Origin of the sequence: Streptomyces sp. Wb2n-11, from assembly GCF_001049855.1 — a bacterium.
GTDB lineage: Bacteria > Actinomycetota > Actinomycetes > Streptomycetales > Streptomycetaceae > Streptomyces > Streptomyces altiplanensis.
Map to the genome: position 1 here is coordinate 1,602,206 of NZ_CVPB01000001.1, position 19,705 is coordinate 1,621,910.

General features: G+C 68.6%; 18 protein-coding genes and 4 pseudogenes. 11 read left to right on the forward strand and 11 right to left on the reverse strand.

The window, feature by feature from the left end; all coding sequences use genetic code 11:
• The first annotated feature begins 209 nt into the window (after window positions 1-209).
• Complete coding sequence (locus BN1555_RS07055) at window positions 210-1,448, forward strand: PP2C family protein-serine/threonine phosphatase (protein WP_093798577.1); 1,239 nt, start codon at window positions 210-212, stop codon at window positions 1,446-1,448.
• A 76-nt stretch (window positions 1,449-1,524) separates the two neighbouring features.
• Here the strand turns inward: BN1555_RS07055 and BN1555_RS38875 are convergent, their stop codons facing one another.
• The 3 genes from BN1555_RS38875 to BN1555_RS07065 form a co-directional block, all read right to left on the reverse strand.
• On the reverse strand, window positions 1,525-1,692 hold the full coding sequence (locus BN1555_RS38875) for a hypothetical protein (RefSeq protein WP_176709978.1): 168 nt from the start codon (window positions 1,690-1,692) through the stop codon (window positions 1,525-1,527).
• Between the two features lie 38 nt (window positions 1,693-1,730).
• Window positions 1,731-2,087, reverse strand: coding sequence for a PRC-barrel domain-containing protein (locus BN1555_RS07060; protein WP_093798578.1), 357 nt, complete (start codon window positions 2,085-2,087; stop codon window positions 1,731-1,733).
• A 229-nt stretch (window positions 2,088-2,316) separates the two neighbouring features.
• Window positions 2,317-3,102, reverse strand: coding sequence for a PAQR family membrane homeostasis protein TrhA (locus BN1555_RS07065; RefSeq protein WP_255306375.1), 786 nt, complete (start codon window positions 3,100-3,102; stop codon window positions 2,317-2,319).
• A 265-nt stretch (window positions 3,103-3,367) separates the two neighbouring features.
• Between BN1555_RS07065 and BN1555_RS07070 the strand changes: the two genes are divergently transcribed.
• Window positions 3,368-3,928 (forward strand): hypothetical protein, encoded by a 561-nt coding sequence (locus BN1555_RS07070; protein ID WP_176709979.1) that lies wholly within the window; start codon window positions 3,368-3,370, stop codon window positions 3,926-3,928.
• Here BN1555_RS07070 and BN1555_RS40190 read toward each other — a convergent pair.
• Window positions 3,840-4,175: pseudogene (locus tag BN1555_RS40190) on the reverse strand (hypothetical protein). The gene BN1555_RS07070 and the pseudogene BN1555_RS40190 sit on opposite strands and share 89 nt — an antisense overlap.
• Window positions 4,176-5,712: 1,537 nt before the next feature.
• On the opposite strand from BN1555_RS40190, the gene BN1555_RS40195 reads away from it, so the two are divergent.
• Window positions 5,713-5,844, forward strand: a complete 132-nt coding sequence (locus BN1555_RS40195; RefSeq protein ID WP_255305918.1) for a hypothetical protein — start codon at window positions 5,713-5,715, stop codon at window positions 5,842-5,844.
• Between the two features lie 46 nt (window positions 5,845-5,890).
• Window positions 5,891-6,250 carry a hypothetical protein gene (locus BN1555_RS07085; RefSeq protein WP_093798580.1) on the forward strand — a complete coding sequence of 120 codons (360 nt, stop codon included), beginning with the start codon at window positions 5,891-5,893 and terminating at the stop codon, window positions 6,248-6,250.
• 142 nt (window positions 6,251-6,392) lie between these two features.
• On the opposite strand, the gene BN1555_RS07090 is transcribed toward BN1555_RS07085, so the two are convergent.
• Both BN1555_RS07090 and BN1555_RS07095 read right to left on the reverse strand, forming a co-directional pair.
• On the reverse strand, window positions 6,393-6,665 hold the full coding sequence (locus tag BN1555_RS07090; protein ID WP_093798581.1) for an SCO5918 family protein: 273 nt from the start codon (window positions 6,663-6,665) through the stop codon (window positions 6,393-6,395).
• 34 nt (window positions 6,666-6,699) lie between these two features.
• Window positions 6,700-6,891: pseudogene (locus tag BN1555_RS07095) on the reverse strand (CBS domain-containing protein); the annotation flags it as partial.
• Between the two features lie 998 nt (window positions 6,892-7,889).
• Here BN1555_RS07095 and BN1555_RS07100 point away from each other — a divergent pair.
• Entirely contained in the window at window positions 7,890-8,420 is a 531-nt protein-coding gene (locus BN1555_RS07100; protein WP_093798582.1) for a hypothetical protein, read from the forward strand.
• Window positions 8,421-8,433: 13 nt separating this feature from the next.
• Here the strand turns inward: BN1555_RS07100 and BN1555_RS07105 are convergent, their stop codons facing one another.
• The gene (locus tag BN1555_RS07105) at window positions 8,434-9,639 is read right to left on the reverse strand and encodes an erythromycin esterase family protein (protein ID WP_093798583.1); all 1,206 of its coding nucleotides are present in this window, start codon (window positions 9,637-9,639) and stop codon (window positions 8,434-8,436) included.
• 76 nt (window positions 9,640-9,715) lie between these two features.
• Complete coding sequence (locus BN1555_RS07110) at window positions 9,716-10,333, reverse strand: LLM class flavin-dependent oxidoreductase (protein ID WP_255305920.1); 618 nt, start codon at window positions 10,331-10,333, stop codon at window positions 9,716-9,718.
• A gap of 793 nt (window positions 10,334-11,126) precedes the next feature.
• Here BN1555_RS07110 and BN1555_RS07115 point away from each other — a divergent pair.
• The 6 genes and pseudogenes from BN1555_RS07115 (at window position 11,127) to BN1555_RS07150 (ending at window position 18,390) form a co-directional block, all read left to right on the forward strand.
• Window positions 11,127-12,372, forward strand: a pseudogene (locus BN1555_RS07115) (IS110 family transposase).
• A gap of 449 nt (window positions 12,373-12,821) precedes the next feature.
• Complete coding sequence (locus BN1555_RS07120) at window positions 12,822-14,132, forward strand: helix-turn-helix domain-containing protein (RefSeq protein WP_093803251.1); 1,311 nt, start codon at window positions 12,822-12,824, stop codon at window positions 14,130-14,132.
• Window positions 14,129-14,881, forward strand: coding sequence for a toll/interleukin-1 receptor domain-containing protein (locus BN1555_RS07125; protein WP_093798584.1), 753 nt, complete (start codon window positions 14,129-14,131; stop codon window positions 14,879-14,881). Before BN1555_RS07120 ends, BN1555_RS07125 begins: the two co-directional genes overlap by 4 nt.
• Window positions 14,878-16,866 carry a hypothetical protein gene (locus BN1555_RS07135; protein ID WP_141662819.1) on the forward strand — a complete coding sequence of 663 codons (1,989 nt, stop codon included), beginning with the start codon at window positions 14,878-14,880 and terminating at the stop codon, window positions 16,864-16,866. Before BN1555_RS07125 ends, BN1555_RS07135 begins: the two co-directional genes overlap by 4 nt.
• Complete coding sequence (locus BN1555_RS40200; RefSeq protein ID WP_255305921.1) at window positions 16,863-17,930, forward strand: hypothetical protein; 1,068 nt, start codon at window positions 16,863-16,865, stop codon at window positions 17,928-17,930. The genes BN1555_RS07135 and BN1555_RS40200 overlap by 4 nt, the downstream gene beginning before the upstream one ends.
• Before the next feature lie 10 nt (window positions 17,931-17,940).
• Entirely contained in the window at window positions 17,941-18,390 is a 450-nt protein-coding gene (locus BN1555_RS07150; RefSeq protein WP_093798587.1) for a hypothetical protein, read from the forward strand.
• A 131-nt stretch (window positions 18,391-18,521) separates the two neighbouring features.
• Here the strand turns inward: BN1555_RS07150 and BN1555_RS40205 are convergent.
• The 3 genes and pseudogenes from BN1555_RS40205 to BN1555_RS07165 form a co-directional block, all read right to left on the reverse strand.
• Window positions 18,522-18,724 (reverse strand): annotated as a pseudogene (locus BN1555_RS40205) (peptidase C39 family protein); the annotation flags it as partial.
• A 105-nt stretch (window positions 18,725-18,829) separates the two neighbouring features.
• On the reverse strand, window positions 18,830-19,222 hold the full coding sequence (locus BN1555_RS07160) for a type II toxin-antitoxin system death-on-curing family toxin (protein WP_093798588.1): 393 nt from the start codon (window positions 19,220-19,222) through the stop codon (window positions 18,830-18,832).
• Window positions 19,219-19,413 (reverse strand): ribbon-helix-helix protein, CopG family, encoded by a 195-nt coding sequence (locus tag BN1555_RS07165; protein ID WP_093798589.1) that lies wholly within the window; start codon window positions 19,411-19,413, stop codon window positions 19,219-19,221. The genes BN1555_RS07160 and BN1555_RS07165 overlap by 4 nt, the downstream gene beginning before the upstream one ends.
• Between the last annotated feature and the right edge of the window lie 292 nt (window positions 19,414-19,705).

Below are 19,705 nucleotides of genomic sequence, written 5' to 3' on the forward strand. Positions count from 1 at the left end.
CGTTTGATGCGCGATGGGCCGACAGGCGCATCCGTTCAGGGGCTCTGTGGTGCAATGACGTCTGCCCGGCACCGGCCCCTTGCGTACCCCGGGCCGGGGCCCTGAACACCAGCGAGCAGCGAGGAGTCACCGTGACCGTATGCGGTCCTGACGGGGACGGTGGGCCCACCGGTCGTATTCCCGAGAACGAGGGTGGCCGGAGCAGATCGATGACCTTGGCGGGGACACTGGCGGCGGCTGAGACCGCGGCGCCCGTGGAGTCGCTCGACGTCGTTGCGCGCATGCTCCAGGAGCAGCTCGGAGCCGCGTCCGTGTCGTTCCTCATCGCCGACTTCACCGGCGGCTCGGTCGTGCGGCTGGGGGCGGCGGGCAGCGTCGACACCGATGAACCCGCCCGGCGCATCAGGCTGCGGGGCACTCTGTACGACGACGTGATCCGCACCCAGCGGCCGGGCGTCGAGGATGAGGGCGAGGGCGCGCTGGTGAGGATCGTCGCCCCGGTGACCAACCGCGGGGACGCCATCGGGATCCTCGAGCTGTTCCTGCCGGCAGCGCCGGACGCGGAGGCGATGCGGGAGATCGGCGAGACCGCGCACGCCCTGGCGTACATCGTCATCGCGAACCGGTCCTTCACCGACGTGTACCAGTGGGGCCGCCGGACCAACCCGCTGAGCCTGGCCGCGGAGATCCAGCACCGGTTGCTCCCGGCGTCGCTGGCATGCGAGGCCGCCCAGTTCGCGGTGGCCGGGGCGCTGGAGCCGGCCGACCACGTCGGGGGTGACACCTTCGACTACGTCATCGACCGGAACACGGTCCAGCTCTCCGTCGCCGACGCCATGGGGCACGACGTCGACGCCGCCCTGCTGGCCACCCTCCTGGTGGGCGCCCTGCGCCGGGCACGGCGGGCCGGTGTCGACCTTGCCGAACAGGCCCGTCAGGCCGACCAGGCCATGCGCGAGCACGGCCGCCACGGCTACGTCACCGGCCAGCTCCTGCGCATCAGCCTGATCGACGGCAGGACGGAGTTCATCAACGCCGGGCACCCCTGGCCGCTGCGGATGCGGAACGGACAGGTGCGGGAGATCACTCCGAAGGTCGACATGCCGTTCGGCTTCCACACCCCTCACACCTACCGGGTCCAGTCGCTGGACCTGCGGCCGGGCGACCGGCTGGTGATGCTGACCGACGGCATGCTGGAGCGCAACGCCAACAGCCTCGATCTGTCCGACCTCATCGTGCGCACCCGAGCGCTGCATCCCCGCGAGGCCGCCCGCACCCTCATCACAGCGATCATCGACGCCAACGACGGCCACCTGCAGGACGACGCGACCGTCATGTGCCTGGACTGGCACGGCACCGGCCACTCCCGGCGGGACGCCGACACCGGAGCCGACCTCGCCGACGCCTCCGCCCCGTCGCAGACGGGGCAAACCACCCCCGGGCAATGACTCGAGGACCACTCCGGTAGCCCGCTTCAGCGGCGCTTGGGCGGGCAAGCGGAGTGCTTTGCGCCGGATGACCACGTCACCGAGGCAGGCGTCTGCGGCGACGGCCCAGGCGCAAGCCGAGGAGGACAAAGTCGGCGACCAGAACCACCACACCGATGACCAGCAGGTAGAACAGGCCCTTCGCCACCAATCCGATGACGCCGAGCACGATGGCCACAATGACCAGCAGGAGGAAGAGAGCCATCCGTGTCACCTCATGGTGGGGGGGGAATTGGTGGGGCATCAGCGGCGGGCGAGGCGACGTTCGCCGCCCGCACCCGTTCGGTAAGCGAGTTCGTAGTGCGCGAAGACCGTCTCCTCGTCCTCCGCAAGCAGTTCGCCGTCCGTGCCGATCGAGGGCGCTTCCTTGACCTGCTTCTTGCCGTAGGCGACCTTCAGATAGCCGGGACCTACCGTCGCGCCGCTCAGGGGGACGAACACCAGCCGGTGGCGGGTCGGCAGGCCGACCGTGACCGTCGCGAACGCGGGCTGGTCCGTGGCCGTGTCAACGTAGACCGCCTCCAGGACGCCGATCTTGTGCCGTTCGTGATCGATCACATTGTGACCGCGCCACTCCCTTACGTCTTCCGCCTCGAACATGGGGCCCCCTCTGTCACAAGTCTGCTGGAGACTGCTGTCTCGCCTTCCTCCCGCTCCTCCCTCCTTACCTGCCTACGGGACGTCACACCCCGGAGAGCAGCCAACTTGCAGGCGGAGGGACGGACGGCTTCCGTGCGTGGTGCGGTGCCTCGGCGGCCGCCCGACCCGTCGTGAATTGGCGCAACGGCTACGTGTGTGACGAGCGGTGCGCGCAGGAGCGCTGTCGCGATCAGTACGCGGCCAGCGAGATGGCGATGTAGTGCGCGGTGAAGGCTGCCACGGTCAGGGCGTGGAACACCTCGTGGAAGCCGAACCAGCGGGGCGAGGGGTCAGGACGCTGGAGAGCGTAGACGATCGCGCCCGCGCTGTAGAGGAGACCGCCGGCCACGATCAGGACGAGTACGGCAGCTCCGCCGGTGTGCAGGAAGTCGGGCAGGTAGTACACCGGTGCCCACCCCAGGGCCAGGTAGCACGGGGTGTACAGCCAGCGCGGAGCTCCGACCCACAGGACCCGGAACACGATGCCGGCCAACGCGCCCGCCCACACGATCCACAACAGCAGGGACCGCTGATCCGGCGGGAGGAGAAGCACGGCCAGGGGGGTGCAGGTGCCGGCGATGATCAGGAAGATGTTGGCATGGTCGAGGCGTCGCAGAAGAGCCTCGCCGAGCGGCCCCCAGGTGCCGCGGTGGTAGATGGCGCTCGTGACGAAGAGCAGCCAGGCGGTGACCGAGTACACGGCGCAGGCCAAGGCCGCCCGCGGGGTGCGGGCCAGGCAGATGAGCACGATGCCTGCGATCAGTGCGGCGGGGACCATTCCGGCGTGGAGCCAGCCACGCAACCTCGGCTTGATCGGTTCGGCCAGGTCGGCCGCCCGCTCCACCAGGGCGGCAACCGAGTGAGCCTTCCCCCCTGCGTCGCCACTCCGTGATCCGCAGGACGGGCCGTCTTCACGGCGTTCTCCACGCGCTGAGGCGACGTGACTGCATTCGACTTCAGCGGCGCGGCGGGACACAGCTTCCCGTCCTCCCTGGGACTCCTGGGCATCACTGGCAACCATGCGGTCATGCTAGGAGACCCACCCGGACAGCATGATCGGAGGTCGGTCCCGCCCCCACACCCGCGTCGCCGGGCTTGGGCCGATTCACCACCGTATGAGCTCCAAACCCGGTGACGCTACCGCCGATTGGGCCTGCCGAAGCCGAGTAGATCGGCTGGTCATGGGAACGATCAGGGCTCCCGAACGGGCATCTCCGCTCGCCTACGCGCAAGGATCGCCGATGCTTCCTGAGGTCCGCCCCCACGTATCCGCCCCCCTCGCACACCAGCTGGAACACCAGCTGGGCCTGGCTTCGCATCTCGAAGCCGGCCATCTCGATGTGGAGCGCCTCGCCGGCATCGCAGTCGTCGCAGCTGCCCACTCCGACGGCTATGCGGCCACCGGCCATCTCCTCGGCCTGCTGGCCGCGCTGCCTGCCCCCACCAAGGCAGGAGAGCGCTTCTGGTCGGAGCTGTGGAGGTCTTCGGGCACCGCGTACCTGCTGCCCGTCAACATCAAGGCCCTGGTGCTGCGCTCCCTGGCGGGAGAAGGAACTCCCCTGGCCCGGCAGATCCTCTCGGCCGTGGATGAGATGACCCCGCCCCAGCGCGTCGCGGCCGGGGAGGTGATCGGTCAAGCCCTCGCCGAGTCCGACCATTTTCCCGACCTCAAGACACAGGTCATCGGAGAACTGTGGCTCCGAGACCTCGAACTCACCGCCTGGCGCGTCCTGCACGCGGACCACAGGTCGGACGATGCCGCTGGACGGACGGCCTTCTCCGACGCCTGGACGAGCGTCTGAACGTCGGCTCCTCCGAGCTGCGCTCTGCGTTCCGGGCGGCGATGCGCAGCTGGTAGGCAGGCGCAGCGGCGGTGTCCGCCCTCGGAACGGAGCGGTGTGTTCGGGCCGGCTTCTCCGATGGCACGGAGGAAGCCCTGGGTGGTGCCGAGGATTTCGACGGTCTGGCCCACGCGTAGGCGGGGTAATCGTCGCCATCGAGCCGGCCGAACGAATCGTCTACCGTCGTTGCACTGTCCGTGAAACGCATGGAGGGGCCCTGGTGCCATATGGCACCAGGGCCCCGAAGGAACTGCTACACCATCTGCCGGCCCCGTTACTGCGCCGGCCTTCTGTGTCCGCAGACCCGACCGGGATGCTGTCGGGGGTGCGGGGACCGCGGTTGCTTGACCGGAGACCACCTCACTGTCGATGTCCTGCGGTACCCGGGCTCAAGCCTTCCGCCCGGGCGATCCTGATGGCGCTTCGGCTCCTCCGCCTTTCCCTCTGAACCAATCACTTACCAAACGGGTACTGCGCACTGCTTGTACTGCTGATACTGCGAACTGCTGGTGGCCTCGCGCAGCGCCACTCTTCGGCAGCCAGCCCCGTCGCCCGTCCTGCATCTGCTCCGGCTCAGAACCCCACTGCCGAACCACCCGGCACGCGCGCCCGCAGCCGACGCCTTCACCGAGGTACTGCTCACTGACTTCACTGCTGGGTACTACGAACCGCACTTGCGGGTACTGCCACTGTGTCAACTGCGGTACTGCTCACGGCGGCCCCTGATCACTGCGGGCCACCCGGTCCGGTGGTCAGTCCCGTCACCGTCCTGCAAAAACCCTGGCTTCGAAACTCCACCACCGCACCGCCCTGCGAACTGCAACTGCGGTACTGCTGCCCGGCAGTTCGTCTCTGCCAGGCCCTGCTGTCTCTCTCGGCTACGAGAGAAACCATAACCAGGCCACCGCTCAATGTCTACTCCGGCGGACATAGATTTCCGCGCGCCCGAAGACGAGGTAACCCGCCTCAACCGATCTATGGACAGTCGGAACGAAATCCAGGTCCGGCGCTAGTGACCCGCAGGCCGCGCAGCCCGCCGGGCTTCCCCTGACGCCGCCGGCTGCGCCGCGGCCACCGTCGGCGGGTACCGGCCACCACTGGGCACCTCATGTTTCCCGCCGTACCACCCCGACAGGCCGGCCGGTGACGGGCGTAGCACGAGGGCCTGCGCCGGCCTCGACGATCCCGGCCCGACGACCGAGCAGCGGTTCGTGGAAGTCGTACAGACCGGTGCCAGTGCCGCGATCCGCAGACTGGCGCTCCTGCGGCCGCGTCAACGCCTCGACGAGGACCTGCTTTCGTCGGCCCGCGGCGACTCTCCGCACCCTCGCCCGGCTGCCCGTGCTCACCCGACCGGTAGCGTCGCCTCGGACGGGCCGCCCACCGAACCGGCGCGGGCCCCGACTCGAGCAGGCCGTGGGCGGGCACCGTGACGCGGGCGCACAGCAGCGTGCCGCCACGCGCCGACTGTGGTCATCAGTTTCTCCGGCAAGCGCTGCGGCACTGCCGGGTTGGCGGATGGAGGGGCGGGGCACGGAGGTCGGGCAGGCAAAGGCCGGGCACGGGCAATCCAGAGACCAGGGTGACCCTGATGAACACAATGTCCGTCAACGCCACAACCGTCCGTTCCACGCCAACCATTACCGACACACGCGATACGGCGGGGCCTCCGCACTCTGGAACTGACTGCACACCCCGACCCCATCGAGGTGACCGTCCATGACCTCAGTCGGCGTGCGCCGCGCATGCGCACCCCTGACCTGAACGGCGGCACCGGGGCCTTCGGCCGGCCCATGGTCAACCGCCTCGCCCGCGCCGTCGCGGTCTGCCCCCGGACCTCCGGCGGCAGGACCGTGAGCGCCCGTCCTGTCCTGTAGCGCCGCCGCTCAAACAGCTGGATGGCCGGTAAATATAATCTGCCTCATGTCGAAACCTGACCAGCTGCTCGTTGACGTCGCCGCCCTGGTGGAATCCGGGCAGAGCAACCAGATGTCCCTGACCGTGGTCACCGGTGGTGCTGTCATCACCGGTCGGCTGGCTCCCGAAGCAGTGTGGAGGCAGAGGGTCTCGGAGGTACTGACGGATTCGGACCGCTTGGGAGAGTTCTCCGCGGTCTTCGACGCCCCCGCGAAGAAGGACGGGCCGCCTACGCATCTGCACTTCCATGTCGCCCGGATCCTGCAGGGCACGGTGGGGATCCCGGAGACGGGCGGGATGTACCGTGCTGCGATCGAGGACGTCAGCGCCTGGACCATGGGCGACTTCAGCTATTCCGACCGCTGAGCAATCACCGCGATGGGAACCCATTGCGAACAGTGTGGGACCGACCGGCGCGCGCCGGTCGGTCCCACACTGCTGTTCAGGTGCCGGCTCGGGCCTGTTTCCTCGGTCAGACGGATACGGGGGTGCCGAGCATCGCGGAAGCTCACTGGAGCGAACCGAGGACACGTACAGGCGCGGCCGCGGGAAGGGCGCGGCAGGTGAAGCCGGGCTGAGTCATGGCCCGGAGGACTTCGGCGGCGCTGAAGTCACGGCGGTCCTGGCGGGTGATGACCTGACCGGCTTGCTTGATGGGGTAGTGGCGGCGGCCGATGATCACGGACTCGCCGGTGCCCCGTTCGGGCCTGATGCCCTTCATCGGTTCCAGCACGCCGCTCGTGGTGAGTTCGAAGGGGAAGCGGGCGATGACGCAGCGCACGTGGCCTCACAGGGAGAAGGAGAGAACGGTCCGGTCAGGGTGAGGCGGCTCGGCGGGAGAGGGTGAGGACGCCCAGTGCGCTGCCTTGCCCGTCGACCACCGGCAGGACACCGAGTCGGCGGGAACGCATCGCGTGCTCGGCTTCGGCCATCGTGGTCACGGGTGAGGTGAAAGGTCCGTGATCACCGAGGATGTCGCGCAGACGGACGGTGTCCGTCAAAGCGGAGCAAGCTCAGTGCCTGCCGTGACCCTGCCGCGGCGACAAGAACACGGAGCTGCCCCCGCAGAATGAATCCCAGGGGGCGGGACTGGCACCGGGAGAAGGAATCGAACCTGCGCCTGACGGGCCGGCTCGTCATCTGACCAGCGGAAACCAAGTGATCGCCGCCGGAAGGGCAAGCTCTGCGCCAGGAAACTCAGCTGGGGTGGCCCAAAGGGCAGAAACCCGGCGCCCGATGGCCGGGAAACGCCCGCGGGTATGACCTTGGTTGACGAGCCCGGCCGCTGTTCCTGCACCAGCCCACAACCGCTGGTGCAGGAGTTCTGCACCTGCGCTGATGAGGCAATTCGGGTAGCGCTAACCCACCTGACACCCACTCAGAACGAGTGTCACGAGCGTCATTTCAGCGTCAAGATATCGCCCGTAACGCCCGCATCGCACATAATGCGCACGCACAAAACCACAGGTCAGGAGCCCTTTGCGGCCGGTTCAAGGATCGCCACGCACTCCACGTGGTGGGTCATCGAAAAGGTATCGGCCAGGCCGGACCTTGAAGAACGGCAGGTCAGGCGCATCTTCTCGGTTCACCAGCCCGCTTGCTGACGTCCAGAGCGTCAGACGAGCGTCACAAAGGACCGTTACACGCTCTGACGCGACGCACTCGCGCGTAGCCCCTCGTGGGAAGTGATCAGCGGCGCTCCACGCGACGGCCGTCGGCCTGTTCAGGGTGGGGCCCTCTTGTCGAGCAGTGGGACGCAGTGACGGCTGGGCACCGTGTGCCGGATGACCGAGGAGAGCCAAGTGGACTCGGAAGCGGCGCGGTGTACCAGCTCAGTCGTGGTGCCCGTTCGGGGTGCATGACGGGAGCATTCCCCTGCATTAAGTCGGCCAACGCTCCCCCCGGCTCGTCCGACTCCGTGGCCGGAAAGGGAACCGCCCTCGCCGCCCTGGCGGAGACTGTCGGGCGACGGTCAACAGGGTGACGGGGAGAGGAGAGCGTGCCGATGGAGGCGTTCACGTACAAGCCCGCCGCCGATCGGCTCTTCGGGGTGGTCCACATCGCGCTCGACCACGAGGGCGGGACGCTGACGGTGCGCGGCGACGGGCTGCCGCGCACCGAGATCCGGCGGAGTGCCGGTACCCCGCCGGAGAGCCATGTGCCGATCGGTACGCGCGAACAGGGGCAGCTCACCCTGAGCGTGGACGGCGCGGACGAGGCCCTGCGCCCTGCGAAGGGCTTCCTGACCCGGCGTTCGTACCGGGTGGAGGTCGAATCCGCGGCGCGGGGACACGGGTATCTGCTGGTGCCGGATTCCCTGGGCACCAGCCGTCTGCTGCGCGACGGCCGTCTCCTCGGCGTCTTCACGTCGACCGGGGACGGGACGGTCAGCGCCGAGTGGGAGGAGCCGAAGAGCGGCGAGCGCATCGAGCCCCACGACGCCGCCGTCGGGTACGCGCTCGCCGCCGCCTTCGGGACGGGGGCCGAGCCGATGTGGAAGCTGACGCTGAACGCCCTGCTGGAGATGTGGCCGTGAGCAGGGTCCGCCCTCATTCCTCAGCCTGCGGCAGCGGGTGGGAGCAGGTCGAGCGGGCGACGAAAGCGATGCCGTCGTAGTCCTTCGCCGGTACGAGCGGCGCGGTGTGGAAGCGGTAGGAGAACCGCGGCACGTTGGCTCCGAAGCTGCGCTGTGCCTGCGGCGCGTGCAGCCAGGGGGCGGTGCAGCGCACATCGATGTAGTAGTCGCCCTTCAGGGCGTCGGCGAGCCGTGCCTCGACGGACCGGATTCCGGTGCCGATGCGGTGCCGTACGGGAGGGGCCTGGAGGTCGTCGCCCCTGCGGGCGAGGAAGGAGCCCTTGCCGAAGAGCAGGGCCAGGGCGTAGTAGCGGTCACCGTAACGCTCACGGAGTCTGCTGCCGAGCGCGGTGACCCGGTCCCCGTACGTGCCCTTCGCGAGGTGGCCGTTGTGCGCCCAGACCATGACCCGGGCCGTCAGGTCGTCGTCCACGATGCGGGCCACGGCGTCGGCCATGGCACGGTCGCGGACGGCGAAGGCGCTCTCCTCACCCGCGGACTGGTCGAGCGAGCGGGTCACGAGGTCGGCGGCGCGGACCAGGATCCGGGCGTGCTCGACGACGTCGTCGTCGGCGTCGTCGTGGTCGGCGAGGTGGCGGGCGACCTCCTCGGCGCGGTGCCGGAGCGCCTGTCCGGGGTCGGGGCGCGAGCCGGGGCGGGCGTGCACCAGGACCTCCAGGGCGCGGGCGTCCTCCTCCCGTTCGGGCGCGCACGCGCGCAGGAAGGCCGTGACGGCCTCGACCGAGTCGGCGCCGCGCTGCGGGTCGATGCCGGCGAAGCGGACGTGGCGTTTTTCGGGGAGGTCGCGGTTGTGCGCGCGGAGCCACTCGACGAGGTCGACCATCTCCTGGGTCCGCCAGGTCCAGAAGCCGAGCCGGGCGACGAGCCGGGCGGGGTCGCCGACGCCGTGCCGGACGTATGCGTCCACGGCCCGGGCGGCGGATTCGCTGGCCTCCATGGCGAGGGTGGTGAACCCCTTCTCGCGTACCAGGAACTCCACGATCCGGTGCTTCAGCCGGAAGAACTCGGCGGTGCCGTGGGTGGATTCACCGAGACCGACGATACGGGCGCCGCCCAGCCTCGCCCCCAGCGGTTCCAGGTCGCCGGTGGGCGCACCCGGGGTCAGCGTGTCCAGGGGGCGGGCGTGCTCGGTCAGCCAGCGGGCGATGTCGTCGGGCACCGGGGTGCCTCTCCTCCCTGCGTGCGGCGGGGCGCGGCCCCTGCGGTCCGCCCGTGTCGCCACACCCGGTCGTGTGTCAGTTCTCCGCCTCGCGGCACGCCGTCAGGATGTCCCGGAGGTCTCGTACGGCGTCCTCTCGGCCATGGTCGGAATACACGCCCGCGACGTTGACGACAACTTCGTCCACCCCCGCACGGCCGTATTCGGCCAGTCCGGCTGCGATCTCCTGAGCTGCGCCGTGCAGGAAGACGCCGGCGTCGACGAGGGCGCGGGCGCCGAGGTTCGGGCGACTGTGGTGCACGCGCAGCCCGGCGCGCCGGAGCATGTCGCAGTAGTGGGGTCCGGCGAGGTGGGCGCGGGCCGCCGTGTAGGCGAGCCGGTACGGGTTGCGGTGCGGGCGGTCGACGGCGGCGTGCACGACGGTGACCACCCGGGGCACGGGGCGGCCCGCCTCGGCGGCGCCCTTGGCCATGGCGGGCAGCAGGGTGTCCCGGACGTAGCCGTGCGGGGTCATCCAGCTGATCGCGGCGTCCGCGGCCTGACCGGCGGCGCGCGCGAGCGCCGGGCGCAGCACGCCGAGCCCGGTCTCGACGCCGGGGTGCGGCAGCGCGGGCAACCGGACGGCGCCGTCGTCGTCCTCGGGTCCGAGGAGTCGGCGCACCTCCCGGAGGTAGGCGACACAGGTCTCCGTCACGATCCGTACCTCCCCTTCACGGAACTCGGCGCCGCAGATGTGCTTCCTGGATTCCCTGAACCCCCAACTATCCCTACGTCCTGTCGCCGCAGTGGAAAGAGAGGTGCAGGGCGAAAGCCACCCCCGGGCTGAGGGCAGACACACAAGCCGAATGGCCTTGACCGCCCCCATACACACCTGGCACCCCATCAGAACGAGCGTCAGACGAGCGTCGAGGCTGCCTCGGGCCGGCTCTGTGAAGACCAGAGGAGCAGCACTCACCACTCCCAAGCCACTGGCTGAAAGTGCAGGTCAAAGCGCTCGCCCGGCAAACGGCGCACTCCACGTCGTGCGCTCTGGAAAACAGGTCGAGTACACCCGCCTCCGCCTGAGCAATCCGGGAAAACTGCAGGTCAGAGCCTCTTTGCAGCGAGCTCAAGAATCGCCACGCATTCCACGTGCGAGGTCATCGGAAAGGTGTCGGCTTAGACGCAGACGTCAAAACAGCAGGTCAGCGATCCAGCGCACCTTCGGTGCGCGCCGGGGGCGTGGTAAATCCCGTGGCGCGCGCCGGAGGTGCTTCTGTCTGCCCTGACGCGGGCTGGTCTCGGTTCGGGATCGTGGTGGGGTTCGTTCCGGCCGAAACCGATGCCTCTGTGATGCCCCTGAGCTCGCAGGTCAGCGTGGTGCTGGGGGCCGTCCACGGGAACCGTGGAGTGTTGCTGCGAAGCACGTGCGTCAGAATTCCTGATTCACCCTGGCCCTCCCGGAACGGCATACGACGGGTCCGTCAGCCAGGGAGGGAGCAAGTGCCGTGGACGTGCTGCACGAACGCTGCGCCGGCCTCGACATCAGCAAGAAAGACGCCAAGGCTTGTGTCCGTACCCCGAGTACGAAGCGGCGGGGGTCTTTCACAACGGAGACCACGACGTGGGGATCGACGACCAACGCGGTCCTGGATCTGCGGGACCATCTGCTCGCCGCACGGGTGACGCTGGTGGTGATCGAGGCGACGTCGGACTACTGGAAGCCCTTCTACTACGTGCTGGCCGAGGGCTTGAACGTGATCCTGGTCAACGCCCGGCAGGTCAAGAACCTGCCCGGCCGCAAGACGGACGTCTCGGACGCGGCCTGGCTGGCCCAACTCGGCGCCCACGGCCTGGTCCGGCCCTCCTTCGTGCCGCCCGAACCGGTCCGTGAACTACGGGACCTCACTCGCGCCCGGACCACCGCCACCCGCGAACGGAGCCGTGTGGTCCAGCGGCTGGAGAAGCTGCTGGAAGACACCGGCATCAAACTCTCCGCGGTCGCCGCCGACATCATGGGCGTCTCCGGCCGGGCCATGCTCGAAGCCCTCATCCGCGGCGAAGCCGACCCGCACGTCCTCGCGGACCTGGCCAAACGCAAGCTCCGCAACAAGATCCCCGAACTCACCGAGGCCCTGACCGGACGCTTCCGCGAGCACCACGCGTTCCTGGCCCGCCTCCACCTGGACCAGTACGACCAGCTCACCGTCATGATCGACCAGCTCACCGGGCGCATCGAGGAGGCGATGGCACCCTTTCGTGGCGCCCTCGACCTGCTCGACACCGTCCCTGGCATCAATCAGCACGTCGCCGAGGTGATCATCGCGGAGACCGGCGGGGACATGACCCGGTTCGCGACGGCCAAGCACCTCGCTTCCTGGGCCGGAGTCTGCCCCGGCCACCACGAGTCCGCCGGCCGCACCAAGAACACCAAGGTCCGGCCCGGCAACCCCTACCTCAAAGGCGCCCTCGGCCTCGCCGCGTTCGGCGCGGTCAAGAACCAAGGACACCTACCTCGCCGCCCGCTACAAACGGCTCACCGCCCGCCGCGGCCCCCTGCGGGCCCTCGTCGCCGTCGAACACTCGATCATCACCGCGATCTGGCACATGCTCACCGACAACGTCGCCTATCAAGAGCTCGGCGGCGACTACTTCACCCGCCGCGACCCCGAACGCGCCACCCGCCGGGCCATCACCCAGCTCAACCAGCTCGGCTACACCGTCACTCTCAACCCAAGGGAGACCGCAGCCTGACCGGCAGACCCGGACACCCGCCAGCCCTCAACGGCCAGCGGGCACCCAGTCCTGCCCACACCCACCCTGACCTGCTGCTATTTACGCGTCAGAGCTGGTTCCGTTTAGTCGAGGACCGCCATCGGGCAGACGGAGCGTCAAATGAGCGTCACGGCCCTACTCGGGTCGGCAGCGGAACTCTGGCGCGTCATGCCTCCCCATAATGCGCAGCGCCTCCACCCGTACGAAGCCTCACGCCGGTGGAGCCGCGTCCATGCGCCCAGTGCGTACGAGAGGACCGCCGTCAAAGGGGCAGTGTGATCGGAATTTGCTGACGAGGCTTGCCGGGCCCCGCCGTCGGAGAAGGAAACGGGAAACAGCTTCGATCGCCTTGTCCGTCCGGGAGTTTGTACCGCACTCTTTCCGTGCAGTACCGCCTCAGCCTGGACGACCGGGTCTGGGAGGTTCCCGTGCCACATCCGTCCACCCCGTTCGGCGAGGAACTGAGGAGGCGGCGTCTGGAAGACGGACTGAGCCTTACGGACTTGTCCGGTCTCGTGCACTACAGCAAGGCGCAGCTCAGCAAGGTCGAGCGGGGCATCAAGGCACCCAGCCGTGATCTCGCGCGGCTGTGCGACGCCGCACTCGGTGCCGACGGGGCACTGATCGCCCTGAGCACCCCTACCGCTGTCGATTCACCTGCCGTATCGGCGCCAGGCCGGGTCGAGGAGGAGAACTGGATGATGCACTTGTCACCGGACGGCCCGAGCTCCTTCGGACCCGTGGGCCGGCGTGACGTGATGAATGCCGGTGTCGCCTCGCTGATGACCTGGAGGTCGGACGGATCGAGTCCGGTTCCCCCGGCCGCCGGCGCCGACATGCTGGAAGCCTCACGCTCACTGTTCACGCACTACCGCAGACTCGGTCAGGCCGTGGAACCCGGCCTGCTCTTGCCCGTTCTGATCACGCAGACACACACGCTGCGGGAGTTGTCGGCGCAGAGCGACAGCGGCACCAGGCGTCGCCTGCTGGCGCTCGGTTCCCGGTACGCCGAGTACGTGGGCTGGCTGGTGCAGGAGACTGGGGACGAGCGTGCGGCGCTGTGGTGGACGCAGCGTGCGGTCGATCTGGCCGCCGCCGGCGGTGATCAGGCACTGGCCGGTTATGCACTGGTCCGCAGGGCGTTGGTCACGCTGTACCGCGAGGACGCCGAGCAGACGATCGCGCTGGCCCGCCGGGCGCAGAGCGGCGTGCTGCCGTCACGGATCCGCGGTCTCGCCGCACAGCGCGAAGCGCAGGGTCATGCCCTCGCCGGTGATGTCGGCGCCTGTCTCCGTGCCCTGGACCGGGCTCGGACTCTGCTCGCCCGCCGGAACGACGGTGCCGACGGTCCGGTGATCGGCTCTATGCATCTTCCAGATTCGGTCGGCATGGTCACCGGCTGGTGCCTCGTCGATCTCGGGCGACCGCGCGAGGCGGGCGAGGAACTGGATCGGCAGCTCACTCAGGTCGGCCCCGACGCGGTGCGTACGCAGGTGCGGTACGGCGTACGCCGCGCGCTCGCTTATGCCTCCGCCGGCGAGATCGACCACGCCTGCGCGCTGACGGAGCCACTGCTCGACGGCGTGACGGCGGTCCGCTCGGCGACCGTCACGACCGATCTCCGACGGCTCGTCCGGGTGTTGGGCCGCTACCCGGACCACCCACCGGTACGCCGACTGGCACCGCGGCTCGGCACCTTGTCACGCCCGACCACCCCTCTTGAGGAGTCACCGTCATGAGCGACATCTTCATCAACTACCGCACCGGGGACGGGGAGAAGACCGCGGCCCTGCTCCGCCAAGGGCTGTCGCACCGCTTCGGCCCGGGACACGCGTTTCACGCGTCACAGTCCATCGTCCCCGGTGAAAGCTGGCCCGAACGGCTACTGGCCGCGGTACGGCACAGCTCCGTACTCCTGGCCGTCATCGGACCGGACTGGACGAACTTCCGTACCCGGCTGGAGGATCCCGAGGACTGGGTGCGCAAGGAGATCGAGGAGGCTTTCGAGTGTGAGGTCCCAGTGGTCCCAGTTCTGGACGGACGCAAAACCAGCCGGCTGAGCAAGGCCGATCTTCCGCCCGCGTTGCGACGGCTCGCCGATCTCCAGTCCATCGCGTTCGACTCCGGTGACACCGACGTGTGTGTCGCGCGCATCGGTGATCTGATGGCCGACATGATTCCCGGCCTCGACGACCGGTCCGGGACCGAGGCGGGGACGCCCGCGCCGGGCAGCGTGACCAATTCCATCAGGGCTGTGAATGGTACAGCCGTACAGAGCCGTGACTTCACCGGTGACGTCGGCACGGTCGTCAAGGGCGCCCACGGTCCTGTCCACACCGGGAACGGCAACATCTACTCGCATTCGCGTCATGTCTCGGGCGACCGTCACTTCTCGGGTGACGGGATGACGTACTTCGAGGGTGACCACCACGGCACCATCCAGCACCGGTTCGGTGAACGGGACGGTCACGAGGACAAGGACCGGTGAACCAGCACACCGGCACCTGGGTCCGGGACTCAGGCGTCACGGTCACGGGGCCTGGCGACGTCTACATCGGCACGCAGCTACAGGACTCGGACAAGCCGGCTTTCCGCCGAGTCGCCGACGACCAACTCCGCCGACTGCGCTACGTACTGGTCGCTCCGCCGTGCATGGGCGAGGCTCGTGCCGTACTCGCCGACTCCGGCACCGTCATCCTGGACGGTGTCCCGGGCAGCGGCCGGTCGGCTGTGGCCCGCGTACTGCTGCACGAACACCACCGGGACAGTGGTGTCTTCCACGAACTCCTGCCTGGTGAGGAGGACGAGCTCTCCCTCCAGGACCCCGCTCGGATCGGGACTGGTGATCAATTGTTGCTGGACCTGTCCGCTGCGGACGACCGCCGCTGGGCCGCAGCCCAGGCCGACCTCCCGGCGCTGCGCAAGGCCGTGCACGAGCAGCGGGCCCATCTAGTCGTGGTCATGCCGCACCGCGGCGTTCTCGACCCAGACCTGCAGTATTGCCGCGTGGTGCTCGAACGGCCACCCGGTATCGGCGTTCTCCGGCGGCATCTGCGCCTGCACGGTGTGCCGCCTGAGCAATATCTCCGGCCGGACGGCACCGTCACCGGGTTCCTGACGGCGAACAGGCCGATGCGGGAGATCGCGGAATTCGCCGACCTGGTGCGCCGGGCGCGCGAGGCCGGTCAGCCCGGGGACGGATTCGGCCAATGGTGCGAAGCGGCCGGGCGGGCGCGGAACGACGGCCGGCGGGAAGCCGCCGCGCTCGTCACCAAGCTGCGGGCGGCGCAGCAACGAGCCCTGCTGATCGCCGTGTCCATGCTGCATGGGGCACATGCCGATGTCGTTCACCGCGCAACCGAGCAACTGCTGAGCACCCTCGGGCCTCCATCGGAAGGCGACTCGCCGCTGCAGCACCGAGATCTCGCCGAGCGACTTCTCGAAATATCGGCCACTGCCGCCCCCAACGGACAGGTCCGATTCGAGAAGCTGGACTTCGACTCCGCCGTTCGTGCCCATTTCTGGGACCACATGCCCGATCTCCGCCCCCACCTCGGCACCTGGGTAGCGAGTGTGGTGGAGCTGAACGACCCGCACGTCGTCACCCTCGTACGCGACGTCCTGGTGGAACGAGTGGCCGGTGAATACCTGCGGACCGGACGTGCGGACGGACTGGGGGCCCTCGTCGAACGCTGGAGCACCGATGCGACGAGCCGACCTTGTCTGGAAGCGGCCGTTCATGCGCTCACCCGCGGGCTGGCGGACCCGGTACACGCCAGGGACTTCCGGGAGCAGATCTACCAGTGGTGCGCCAACCGGCGCCTCAAGGGCGAGCTCGCGCAGGTGCTGGTCCGCGTCTGTGCCGACGTCCTCGCGACCAGTCATCCCGATCAAGCCCTGGTCAGGCTCCACCACCTGGCTCGGCGTGAGCGCGGCACGACGCGTGCCCGGCAGGCGCTGTGCGATCTGGTGGCGCGCAGCCGCAGGCTGCACCGCGTGCTGCTTGACCGTCTCGCCCGTTCCGACTTCTCACCCGCCAATCTCGGGATCTTCCTCCAGGCCAGCGACCCCGAACTGTTGACGCTCCGCCTCCGGACTTCGCACGCGCTGGTCGACGAGCAGGGCGCGCAGCGCTCCCTGACAACCTGCTGGCACGCCGTACTGACCGAGCTGCCGCCTCCGCAGTGGCAGGCCGAAGCACGACGCTGGCTCCACTGGGCGGCCGCCGGCACCGGGCCGCACGGCGGGCTCCTGCTCGACCTCCTCGTCAGCGCGGCACAGCGCTGCACGGAGAAGCGGGGCAAGGTCTTCGCTCTGCTGTACGCGTGCGCCCGCGACGCCGAGCGCATCGGTCCGGGGGATGCGGCGCGGGCCGCGGAGACCACCGGTCTGCTGCTCCACAAGATCAGCGCGGCTCAAGGCATCGCTCCGGCCACACCGCCGACGACCTCACCCAGGGGGACTCGACCATGAGCACCGCACGGAAAACCACAACCGTCTTCCTCACCGTTCTGAGCGGTCTCCTGCTGAGCATCGTCGGTCTGACGCAGCGGTGGCCCGCATGGATTTGGCCACTGCTGGCAGTGCTGCTGCTCGTCGTCCCCGCGGCCGCCTTCCGGGTCGCCGCGATGCGCCGTGGCACGGTACCGGTGGCTTTCGAGGAGCAACTCACGGCCGCCCCCGTGGAACGCACGGAACACCGCGTCAGCCAGGTAGTGCTGCCCAGCAAGTGGGCCGACTACGACTTTGTCTTCTCCGCGACAGTGCGCTGGTACCTCGTCGACGCTCCCGCGAGTGCCCCCGTGCTCAACCCGGCGGGCCTCGCCGTCGACGCGATCCTGAAGCGGGCTCGCGCCATCACCGAGCAACGAGAACCGGTCCGGGCCTCACTCGTCGAGCAGGAACTGTCCGGCGCCCTCAGCCGGATGGTTCCCGAGTCCACCGGGCACCTCCAGGCGATGGCGGAGAGTATCCAGCTCGTCCTGGTGCAGCAGGACCAGGAACGCCTCGACAAGCTCGCCGACGTACGCAAGGACGAGGCGGTCTGGGTGCACCAGCGCAAGTACGAGCAGAGCAGGCGCCGGTACTTGGGCGAAGACGTCCTCAAGGACACCGGCAGCGCAGTGGTCTGGTGGCTCGCCAGGAACGACGAGCACGTGGAACGTACGGTGAAAGACCTAACCCTGCTCGCTCAGCTGACCTCGGCGGCCAATGACGCCGACATTCCCGAACGGCTTCAGGATCTGATCTCTCAGCAGGCCGGCGAGCCGACGACGTCGGACGTTCCCGAGACGAAGCCACCCTCAGCGCCGCAGGGACGGGAGACAGCCACGATGCGTCTCTCCGACTTCCTCGACAGTATCGGTTTCACCGACGGAGATGTACGCCGCCCGATGCTCGCGGCACAGATCGCCGGCCTCATCAAGGAGCAAAACCGCCACGAGACCGCCGAGGAGATCCAGCACCACTTCGATCCGCCGGCGTCCCTCGCTCCGGACGACGACGAGGCACGTGCCTCCGGCTCCCCCCTCGCCTAGGAGAAGACGCATGGACAGCGAACTGGCCGTACTCGTGGCGTCGGGCGCCACCACACTGGTCTCTCTCATGGTCACCGACTCCTGGACACACGCCCGGGAACTCGTCGGGCGGTACCTGGCCCGCACAGGCGCGGGCCCCGACACGTTCGACGACCTGCAGGACACTAGGACCCGGCTCCTCGCCGTCGACGCCACGGAACGTGAACGGACCGCCCGCGAGGTCAGCCGACGATACGGTGACCGTCTGCGCCGACTCGCGGAAGCCGACGACGGCAGCGGTGAGGCCCTGCGTGCTCTGCTGACCTCGTTACTACAACTCTCGGCGTCCGCGGCAGACAGCCGGCGCACGGTGGACAACCGCATCAGCGGGGGAGTCCAGCACGGCCCCGTCGTCCAGTCGGGCACCGTTACTGGGCTGACCTTCCACGTGGATCACGTCGATCGTACGGATCGCCAGTAGCGCCGGCGCAGCGAGGGCACCGCGCGTTCCTGGACTCGGTCAGCCTGTTCCTGCCCAGCTCGGATGATACTGGTGCCGTGGCAACGCGAGTTGGCCGCCCCGAGGCAGCCGTGTAGAGCTACGCGACGCCCGATGGTCACGGCACCCCGGAACCCATCCGGCGAGGTCGTCGTCATCGTCGGCATTGCGTCGAGCGACGGGGCGGGAACCGGCAGGAGGTGTGCGTCGCCCCAAGTATCCCTCGTCGCCCCGTTGGCCCAGGAGGCGTCGATCGCGACGGAGCCGGGTAAGTGACGCCGTGGCAGAGGACCCAGTGCGGGGCGTCGAAGCCCTTGGCACAGCCCGTTACTCCCGAACCAGCCAATGCGGCCATATGGGGGGTGGCGTTCGACAGCTCGTGGGCAGGGCATGCGCGTGTCCTGCCCTGCGTCGTCGAACGTCAGGAAACGGGGAACCAGGCCGCCAGGCGCTTGGCAATGACCGGTACATCGATGTTGTCCTGCGCGACGTCCTCGACGAACGGGCCGGCAATGGAGACGTGTGGCGGGACGGTACTCGCGCTGACGCCGTTGAACCGCAGGAAGACACGCATGGCGAGCCAGGCGGTGCGCTTGTTGCCGTCGATCAGCGCATGGTTGCGGGCAACGGAGTGCAGCAGCGCCGCAGCCTTCTCGTGCAACGTGGGATACAACTCGGCACCGAACACGTTCGTCCTGGGCCTCTCGATCGCTGACACCAGAAGACCCATGTCACGCACGCTGTGCTCGGTACCGTTGACCGTGCGAACGATGGCCAGGATCTCGTCGATCTGGAGGTAGCGCACGTTCGTCACTTCAGGTAGTCCAGAATCTCCGCATCGCTGTCCATCAGCTCGGCCAGAGCGTCATCGACCTTCAGCTCGGCCCGGTTCTGCGCGTCACGGATGGCCTCAATGGCAAGTTCCTGCTTGCTGCGGCCCTCCCGACGAGCCCGCTCGGTGAGCTTCGCGTCAAGGTCATCGGGGAGCCGGAGTGTCATCGCCATACAGCCATGATACCTGACCGGTATCATGGCTGGCGTTCGAGCCGCGTCCCCCTGAAAACGTGAGGCCCAAGGCACCTGATGAGGAGGTGCAGCAGAGACTTCCGCTGCGCGCGTCATCCGAGCGTCAAGGATCCCCGAACGACGCTCTCAAAGCGTCGCCGATGCAAGCACCTCGCTCACGAATCAGCAGGTCAGCGAGTTACAGAGATCGATCCGCCCGCTCGAACCGCTACCCGGAGGGAAACAGGTCGAGCGACCCCACCCGAACAACAAAAGCGCAGGTCAGGACCCC